This is a genomic window from candidate division WOR-3 bacterium (assembly GCA_039801905.1).
Lineage (GTDB): Bacteria > Hydrothermota > Tepidihabitantia > Tepidihabitantales > JBDRVQ01 > JBDRVQ01.
Map to the genome: position 1 here is coordinate 1 of JBDRVQ010000047.1, position 10172 is coordinate 10172.

General features: G+C 42.0%; 6 protein-coding genes. 1 reads left to right on the forward strand and 5 read right to left on the reverse strand.

What is annotated here, in order from left to right; genetic code table 11:
* On the forward strand, window positions 1-302 hold a 302-nt coding region (locus tag ABIL00_07690), incomplete at its 5' end, for a hypothetical protein (protein ID MEO0110640.1).
* Here ABIL00_07690 and ABIL00_07695 read toward each other — a convergent pair.
* From ABIL00_07695 to ABIL00_07715, 5 genes are all read right to left on the reverse strand, one after another.
* Window positions 258-1832, reverse strand: coding sequence for a glycosyltransferase family 39 protein (locus ABIL00_07695; GenBank protein ID MEO0110641.1), 1575 nt, complete (start codon window positions 1830-1832; stop codon window positions 258-260). The genes ABIL00_07690 and ABIL00_07695 overlap by 45 nt on opposite strands.
* Window positions 1833-1834: 2 nt before the next feature.
* Window positions 1835-4660, reverse strand: coding sequence for an excinuclease ABC subunit UvrA (gene uvrA, locus ABIL00_07700; protein ID MEO0110642.1), 2826 nt, complete (start codon window positions 4658-4660; stop codon window positions 1835-1837).
* 2 nt (window positions 4661-4662) lie between these two features.
* Complete coding sequence (locus ABIL00_07705) at window positions 4663-5826, reverse strand: class I SAM-dependent rRNA methyltransferase (protein ID MEO0110643.1); 1164 nt, start codon at window positions 5824-5826, stop codon at window positions 4663-4665.
* Window positions 5827-5842: 16 nt separating this feature from the next.
* Complete coding sequence (locus tag ABIL00_07710) at window positions 5843-7450, reverse strand: DHH family phosphoesterase (GenBank protein ID MEO0110644.1); 1608 nt, start codon at window positions 7448-7450, stop codon at window positions 5843-5845.
* A gap of 85 nt (window positions 7451-7535) precedes the next feature.
* Window positions 7536-9983, reverse strand: a complete 2448-nt coding sequence (locus ABIL00_07715) for a hypothetical protein (GenBank protein MEO0110645.1) — start codon at window positions 9981-9983, stop codon at window positions 7536-7538.
* Window positions 9984-10172 lie beyond the last annotated feature (189 nt).

The window sequence follows — 10172 nt, forward strand, 5'->3', positions numbered from 1 at the left end:
ATACTATGAGTTTATTTCTTCTTGCCTACCCGCGGAGCGAGGTCTCGCCAAAGGCGGATAGTTGGATTAGATATTATAATAGAGAAAGACAGCATTTCGGTAAAGAATTGAATGGTATGAGACCGGAAGAGTATCTTAGGAAAACGCTTCCTAAAATTGATCCGGACATTTCTTTATTTCCTCCGGTATTTTTATATAAGATAGCAGTTTCCGACTTTTGGGGTGGTCACTATCTCTGTAAACAGTACACTATTTTACTAGTAGAAAATTTTTCTCACGGTAAAGATATTATGGAAGTCTAAATCTTCGTTGATTCTTTTAACTTCTAAATTGGAAAAATTAGTAAGCCAGCGCAGGAGGCGATTGGGAAAAGCAGTAATCACATAAATCCCACCTTTTTCTTCAATGGTGGTGAAGAAGTCTTCTTGAGAGGACAGATGTCCCCAAGGGATATTAAACTTTGTCAAATAAACCGGCAGTGCCGCCCGGTCGTACTCTCCTAAAAAAACGGGAAGGGGATTACTCTCATAAATCTTCTTAAAGGCTTTTAAAAGGGAAAATGGTCGGTAATGAAATTGATAATAGTTGTAATTCAAATCTTGAGATTGAATGCCTTCGGTGATATCATTAGCAATTTTCCTCTCAATATGTTTCAATTGAAAACCAAAGGTAAGGTAGTTATAAATTACTATCCCCAGAACTAAAAAAACTTTCGGAAAATTCTTACCCATTAAGTCCAGAATTGATTCCGTCAAAATAGAAAGGAAAAGGGCAAAGAAAGGGGTTAAAATAACAAAAATTCGGTGGTAAGGACGGTCACCGCGAATAAAACTAAAAAAGAACGGAACAAGGAGAGTAAAGATTAAAAGTCCAAGGTAAGATCTTTTTCTCTTTTGCCAATAAGAGATTAGACCAAGGATGATTATCGGAATAAATAGATACCTCCCGGAAAGGAAATGGGCAAAGGTAAAAGGCATTGTTTGAGAAAGGGTGGGCACATAGAAAAGTCCCCGACTCTGAACAAAACGATTACTAAGAACATCTTTTAGGACTGGGGAATAGAAAAGGATTGCGAGGAAAATACCGGCGGTTAAAAAAGAAAGAAGAGAAAACCGAACTTTTTTTATCCCGGCATCTAATCCTTTCAATCTTCCTTTCTCTTTTACCAGTTCATCTTTTCCCTTTCCTTTATTCTTAACTTTAACCTTTTCTTTTCTTCTCCTATGATGAAGAAAAAGAGGGAAAAAGTAATAACCGAAAATCGCTAAAATGAGATAGAGGTTAGAGGGTATGGCATAAAGGGTAAAAGCCGTAGTGAAAGTAATTATTAAACCAGAAGGAAAATTGGGCTTTTGAAGAAAAGAGAGGAGATAATAAAAAAGGATAGTTGAAAGCATAATACTCAAACTGAATCCTCTCACCTGTAAGGCGAAGTTATAGTAAGTAACAGTGGTGACGAAAGTGGCAAGGGCAAGTAAAGCAATCGTTTGATTGAAGAATCTCTTTCCAAGACGATAAAGATAAAACAGGGTAATTAGGGTATAGAGCAATTCTAATAAGCGAATTTTATACGGCGCTTCCAGTAGTTGGTAAATATCTTTTATCCCGAAAATTTTCAGATAGAGATTATTTATTAAATTAGCCAATATGTGATTATTGGGAAAAGAATAGTCGGTTATGGTCTTTTTAATTGGGCAGAAGACATAATTGGTTAAAGTGAATACCTCATCGTACCAGAAATCAATGTTGAAATAACGTCGCAGGAAAATAAAAAAAGGAATTAAGATTAAAAAAGGAAAAAGGCGATAAATTATCTCTTTTCTCTTGGTCATTATCAGGGTTGGGAAAGATAGGGTTTTAAGAACTTTCCCGTCCAGGAGCGCTCGTTCTTTACTATCTCCTCTGGTGGTCCTTCCGCCACAATGTAACCACCGGCATCTCCCCCTTCCGGTCCTAAATCAATAATCCAATCCGCAGATTTAATTACTTCCATATTATGTTCAATCACCACCACAGTATTGCCCATATCCACTAAACGATTTAACACCTCCAATAATAACCGCACATCTTCAAAATGCAAACCCGTGGTTGGTTCGTCTAAAAGGTAAAGGGTGCGACCTGTTGCTATCTTTGACAATTCCTTTGCCAACTTCACCCGCTGTGCTTCGCCACCGGAGAGGGTTGGGGCGGGTTGACCAAGTTTTAAGTAGCCAAGACCAACATCTCTTAAAAGTTGCAACTTCCTTTTAATCGGCGGGATATTCTCAAAAAACTGGTAAGCCTCTTCCACTGTCATCTCCAAAACCTCATAGATATTCTTCCCCTTATACCTCACCTCCAAGGTCTCCCGATTGTATCTCTTACCTTTGCAAACCTCACAGGGAACATAAACATCGGGTAAAAAATGCATCTCAATCTTCTTTATGCCGTCTCCGGCACAAGCCTCACACCTTCCTCCCCGAACATTAAAAGAGAATCTCCCCGGTTTATAACCTCTCATCCGGGCTTCTTTGGTTTGGGCAAATAGTTCCCGAATCGGTCCGAAGGCATTGGTATAAGTGGCCGGATTGGAACGGGGGGTTCTGCCAATTGGCGACTGGTCAATATTGATAACCTTATCAATCTTCTCAACATTAAAAATTCCCTCATGCCTTCCCGGTTTCTCCTTAGAATGAAAGAAAATTTGGGCTAATGCCTTATAGAGAATATCCGAGATTAAAGTACTCTTCCCAGAACCGGAAACACCTGTGATGCAGATCAATAATCCTAAGGGAATTTTCACATCAATCCCTTTCAAATTATTCTCTTTTGCCCCTTTGATGAGAAGAAAATCACCCTTGGGCAGTCTTCTCTGCTTCGGCAAAGGTATTGCCTTCCTCCCCGAAAGGTAGGCACCGGTGAGTGATTTCCCGTTTTTCATAATCTCTTTTGGTGTCCCTTCTGCAACTAAGTAACCACCTTCTTCTCCGGCACCCGGTCCTAAATCAATCACATAATCAGCGGCGAGAATCATATCCCGATCGTGTTCCACCACAATCACGGTATTTCCTAAATCACGCAAACGGAGAAGAGAATTGATTAACTTCTGGTTATCCCGAATGTGGAGTCCAATACTCGGCTCATCTAAGATATAAGTAACCCCCACTAACCCGGAACCAATCTGTGTTGCTAATCTCACCCTCTGCTCCTCTCCTCCTCCTAAGGTATCGGTTCTTCGGTCCAAAGTGAGATAGTCAACCCCCACCGCAATTAAAAATGATAGCCGCTTCTTAACCTCTCTTATCAACTCCTCGGCGATTAACCTTTCGGTCTCAGAAAGTTTAAGGTTATTAAAAAATTGGTAAGCATCTTTAATGGAGAACCGAGTCACATCATAAATTGATTTATCTTGAATCTTTACGGAGAGACTCTCTTTTTTCAAACGGGCACCGCTGCACTCCGGGCAGGGTAAAATTGCCATATATCTTTCAATCCATTCTCGGGTAGAATCGGAATCGGTCTCCCGATAGATTCTTTCTAAGTGAGGAATGAGGCCTTCAAAGCGTTCATAATTACGATAGGTTGTGCCGTCCCACCTTTCGTACTCCACCAAAATCTCTTCTTCACTGCCGTAGAGAAGGACAGCCTTCGCCTTTTTGGGAAGTTCTCGCCAGGGCTTATGCAGATTAAATCCATAATATTTTGCCAATGCCTTCAGATGAGCAATAAACCAAGACCCCCTTGGTTCACCCCAAGGTTCCAAAGCCCCTTCCATTATGGAAAGTTCCGGATTGGCGACCACCCTTTCTGGGTCAATCTCCATCTTTGTCCCCAGACCGTGACAAGCCGGACAGGCACCATAAGGAGAATTAAAAGAGAATAGCCGGGGGGAAATCTCCTCATAACTAAAACCGCACTGGACACAGGCAAAATGGGTAGAAAAGATATGCTCCTTCCCATCAGCCAAAATTAAAACTAACCCCTCCCCCTCCCTTAATGCCAGTTCTAAAGAATCCGCCAATCTTTTCTTTATCTCTGGTTTTAAGATAATTCGGTCAATGACAATCTCAATATTGTGTTTCTTATATTTTTGGAGTTCCGGTGGTTTATCAATATCATAAATTGTGCCATTCACTCTTATTCGAACGAAACCTTTCTTTTTGATCTTCGCAAATAAATCCTTATATTCCCCTTTCTTCCCTCTAATTACTGGTGCCAAAATCTCCACCTTCGTCCCCTCAGGCAAACTCATTATTTTATCCCCAATCATATCCGTAGTCTGCCGGGTAATTTCGGTACCGCAGTTTGGACAATAAGGTTTACCAATCCGGGCAAAAAGGATCCGGAGATAGTCATAAATCTCGGTCACCGTGCCGACAATGGAACGGGGATTTTTCGCCGCACTTCTCTGTTCAATGGCAATAGAAGGGGAAAGCCCCTCAATTTTATCAACCGCTGGTTTTTCTAAAACCCCCAAAAACTGGCGGGCGTAGGCAGAAAGAGATTCAATATAACGCCTCCTCCCTTCTGCATAAATCGTATCAAATGCCAAAGATGACTTTCCGGAACCGGAAATCCCAGTAATCACTACCAGGCGGTTCCGGGGAATCTTCACATCAATATTTTTCAGGTTATGCTCCCTCGCCCCTCTAACGAAGATATAATCGTTTTCCCTTCCCATCTCTAATAAACCTCTAAGAGAAAACACCGGAGGTATTCCGATTCCGGCATGCTTAAAATTATGGGATGGTCCGGTCCTTGGGTAAGCCGACCGATAATTCTAAAATCCCGATTTGCCTCCTCCGCGGCACTCACTAAGCACTCCAAGAAATCCTGCCAGAAGAAGTAATGGGAGCAGGTACAACTGACAAGAATTCCATTTGGTCGCAAAAGGCGCATCGCTTGAAAATTTATATCCCGATAACCCCGAAAGCCTTCTTTCTTATCCTTGAGGGACTTGATGAAAGGTGGAGGGTCAAGGACAATAATATCAAAGCGTCTCCTTTCCCGATAGAACTCGCGCAAAAGATGAAAGGCATTACCCAAAACGAATTGGCAACGCTCGCTCACCCCATTCAATTCCGCATTTCGCTTTGCTAAATCTAAAGCCAATTGTGAACCATCAATTCCCAGAGAACTCTTCGCCCCGCCCAAACAGGCATTTATAGAAAAACTTCCGGTATAGGTGAAAACATCCAAAACTTCTTTATCCGCACTTATCTCCCGAACCTTCCTGCGGGTGAGGCGCTGGTCAAAATAATAGCCGGTCTTCTGTCCCTCTTTGATATTTACATAAAATTTAGCTCCGTTCTCACTAATAATTAAATCCTCCGGTATCTCTCCGTATAAAAGACTTTCTTTCCTTTCTAAACCCTCCACCGTCCTCCCCGAAAAGTCATTCTTCTCAAAAACCCCGCGCACCGGAAAGAGTTCACAGAGTGCCTGAACAATTTTATTCTTTCTTAAATCTGCACCGTAGGAGTAGGTCTGCAAAACAAAGCAGTCTCGGTATTTATCAATCACCACCCCGGGTAAGGAATCGCTCTCCCCATAGACTAACCGGAAGTCTTCCTCCTCGGGCAGGAAATTTTTCCGGTATTGATAAGCATTTTTAATCCGCTTCTTCAAAAAGGGAACATCAAAATCCTCGCCCTCCGGAGAAAATATTCTTATCCGAATTGCCGAATCCGGATTCCAAAATCCGGTGCCGATGAACTTCTCCCCTTCATAAATCCGAACCACATCCCCCTTTTCTAAATTACCTTTAATCTGGATGATCTCATCCTTATAACACCAGAAGTGCCGCTTCTTGGAGGGCTTTCTCTTTACCACCACCACCTTTTCCATAAACTTCCCTTAAATCCTAATACTTATACCCTAAGGGATGACCCTTCCTGGTGAGGAGAAAAAACTTTATCCGAATCCCTTCCTCCTGAACTGTCCAAACAATATCATACCGATTTCCCGGGATGATCTTTTCACTTTCCCCTTGGATTGAGAAGTTGCGAACCCACTCCTCTTTAAATTCTGTATTGGGAGAGAGAAAAAGTGGAGGTGGGTTACCTTCGCCGAAGGGTGGTAGGAGGAAAACCTCTTTCGGAATCTCTTCCAAAGAGAGGATGGCATCAATCATCACTATCCTCTCTTGAGAAGAAGGGAGATTTTTCTCAATCTTCGGGAGAAAATTCTTTTCCGCATATTCTCTTGCCCGGTTTATAAACTCCTCTAAATTCTCCTCCTTTATAGAAAACCCACAGGCCTTCTTATGTCCACCCCAATCCAAAAGTAAAGATGAGTTCTCCCGCAATAATTCTAATAAATCTAACTCCTCCACTCCCCGACATTCCGCTACCCAGAGCCCATCATCCCTCTTTCCCAACACAATCACTGGGATTAAATATTTATCCCGAAAACGATTGGCGATGTGGCTGAGAAAACGAAGTTTAAGAAAGACATTTTTCACAATCATAATTCCGGGATAGACACTCTTAACCGTCTCCGCTAAGGAGATCGTTTCTTCAACCTCCCTCTTCAGCACCTCTTGCCTCTCCACCATCTTATCAAAAATCTCTTGTGCCAAGCCCTGGTCTTTAGTTAAGAAGAAATCACAAGCGGATTGGCCATCAATGGCGGAAAAAAGGGAGAGGACGGTATTAATATCTTCCAAATTTCTTATCATCTCCCAGGCAGGGCTTCTTCCCTTTCCTCGTAAAATCTCCAAGCCCTTTTTCACGATTATCCGATTCTCCCCGAGGAGTGGCACCCGGTCGGAAATTGTTCCTAAGGAGGTGAGGGCTAAGGTTTCGGGTTTCGCTGTTATCCATTCCTCAATGGTTATTCCTAAAAGATCTTCCAGGAGAGCAGAAGCGAACTTAAAGACTACCCCCACCGCCGCCAGTTCCCAGAATGGATACCTACTACCAGGGATTTTGGGATTGACAATCGCTACCGCCTCGGGTAAACTTGATACTACTTCGTGATGGTCAATAATGATCGTCTCCATTCCCTTCTCCTTCAACTCTCTCACCTCTAAATTATTGGTTGTGCCACAGTCAACAGCAATCAGAAGTCTCACCTCTTTCCACCCTTCTTCTGAGAGAATTTTTGGCGGATAAATCCCATGCTTAAATTGGTGCTTTTGGGGAATGAAATGGCTCACTTCCGCTCGTAAATCTTTAAGCACTTCCTCCAAAAGAACGGTAGCGGTAATGCCATCCATATCCTCGTGTCCCCAGATGAGGATTGCCTCTTTCTCCTTGATTGCCCTCTTTAACCTTTCTAATCCTTTATCAATATCCGGCAAAAGGCTGGCAGGATAGAAATCCTTTAAGGAAGGATACAAAAAGGCAGAAATTTCTTCCTTACTTTCTAATCCCCTTAAAAGGAGAAGCCTCAAAACCCCATCGGATAAACCCGTCTCTGCTCTGAGAAGGGCAAGTTTTTCTTCGGCAACTTCTCTTAACTGCCACATAAAAGTTATCTTACCCGTAATCCGCCAAAAATCAAGGGAATAATCTTTTCCTTTCTAAATTTTTGGCGCGGGGAAAGAAATCCTTCTATCTTACCAATATTACCTTCTGATACCCATCCTTCCTTTTAAGAAAGTAAATTCCCGAACCTTTTATTCTGCCAGAACTTATCTTCTTCCCTTCAATATCATAAATCTCTTCACCAATTTCCATCCGGCGTAAAGAACCCTTACTTTCAAATTCTCTTCGCCTAACCCTTTCTTCCCTCTCTCCCACCGAACCAGCCATTTTGGCAAATATCTCCCAATTATTACTAAAAAAGTTCTGCCAAATTACCCAAACCTCATCATTACGGATTAGAATCTTGGGATAAATATCAACCCCGGTATTTAAGTCAACCGGTTGGGGAGTTCGCCAAAGGCCATTCTCATAATAAGAAAAATAGACATTCCAATTCCCATCCCGATTGGTCTGCCAAACTAAAAATGGCCTTCCTTGATTATCGGTTGCCATATCACAAAATAGGTCATTAAAAGTGTCCAAGGTGATTCTTATCGGTGGGGAAAAGTTATTACCATCCCAATAAGCACCATAGATATTACCGTTACCATCATCAAAACTCTGCCAAGTGACCCAGAACCTATTATTGCCTTCTAAGGTAGCAGAAGGACGATAAGCCCTTTTCTGATTACCAGAGATTGGACCAATCTCATACCAGAGACCAAGCGATTCAAAACTGGCAAAGATTTTACTCCCATCTATTAAATATCTATTATAAAATACCCAAACCCGACCATTCTGAGCAACTAAGGATTTCGGGGACAAATCATCATCTTGGTTAGATGTGACCGGAAGTGGCGAAGACCAATTTGTGCCATTAAAAGTAGAAGTGAAAATGTCTAAGTTTCCCCTTCTTCGGGATTGAAAAAAGACCCGGACAAAATTATTTGAATCCCGAACCAAAGAAGAATTTAGGGCACAAGAAGAGTCAACCACAAACCTCTGCCTTGCGGACCAAGAATTATTTTGATAGATACTATAATAAAGGTTATAAGCCGAGTGGTTATTGGTATAGTCAAAATGGGACCAGACGCAGATTGGATTGCCATTACCCTCCTTACTCAGAGCCGGGCACACATCCCAATAGGTATGAGGGCCAATAAAACCCACATCCTGCCAGGAGTTATCCCGATACGCAGAATAGATATCAAAACGACCATTCGTCGTATTTCTGCCGGTGGTCCAGGCAACCCAGATTCTATTATCCGAACTTAGAAGAACCGCTGGCGCGTTATCGGTCTCGGAATTAGGTGAGACAACCTCCACATCTAAACCCGGCTTTAGAGAATAACTTTTATTACCACCCAATCTCTTTATCTTAGCCCGATTTGGTTTTAAAGTTGGGTCTCCCATAATATTTAACCCATAAAACCAGGAGCGAGAACTCTGCCCATTTCTTATGAACCAAGCCTTAAATGCCTCCCCAACACAAGAATCTCTTCCCAAAGGGGTATAAAAGTCTTGGAAATTAAGCATCGAACCGACCTTACTACTACCAACCGCCAAAAGACCATAAGGGTTCTGAAATATATACCAACCAGCAGAATAATTCTCTTCAATAAACCTCGTTCCGGAACAGGCGAAGAGATTAAAGAAGAGGGCATTAGGCTCAAGAGCAAAAATTTCCGAATTGAAGACCGTTCCTGAGTAACCACCAGGTATGGCAAAGGTATGGCCCCAGGGTGATGAATGGGCACAAACCTGAATCCATTCAAAACCTTGCCGCAATCGGTTTCTATAATCCGAAGCGGTGGTAATACTTGGTGTTTCTACCACCGTCACATCAGTATAGACCCGGGAAAGAGAACAATCTCCAAAACCCTGCCAGTCATCGTCAACATAAGATAAAGCCCTTCGCGGTACCGACAAGAGACCAATTCGGTATAAATGATTCTTATAAAAATAATTCTTTAAGAGCCGAATTTCCGAGTCCCAAGTCAAAGGCCGAGAATAAAGTCTTCCGACCCAAATCTCCGGATTGACATCACCGGTATGGTTATCATATTTCCCATCATTATCACTATCAACCCAATTCCCATTCAGGTCCATAAAATACAAATCAATTGGATATTCCTCAACCCCAAAGCCATAAGATTCGCACCAGGCAACCGGAACTTCACCAATAAAAATTGCCCCCTTCAGGTTATTTAAGGATGCCAAATGATTACGCAATTGGGTATGAGAAAGACCCCTTATCGTATCCACCCGAACCGCCCAACCTTCATTTTGTAAATCGGAAACGAATTGGTTAATCTCCAAAACTAAATCCGGATAGATTTCCGCATTAACGATTATCGCGCAGAGGTTCTCTTTTCCGGCTTGGTAGACATTACCGATCCTTGTCTTTTCCTTAGTAAAAGTCTCATTAAGCCATTCCTCATAACTTTTAGGCTTTCTCCCTAGGGGGTCAATCCACTTTAACTCCTTCACCTCTATGGAAAATAGAAGAAGAATGAGAAGGGATAGATTAAACATACCCCATTTTAAGGGATATTAAATAGAAATCAAGAGTCTAAAAAGTACCGACCTGGACATCCTTGTACTTGGTTAAGACATCGTTACCAGCCATAAGGTGGCAATAATCAGGAGAATAATAATCTAAAATAATAACCGGAAAATTAGCAAAATTCTCATTTAAATGAGTTAATCCTAAGGATTTGAGTT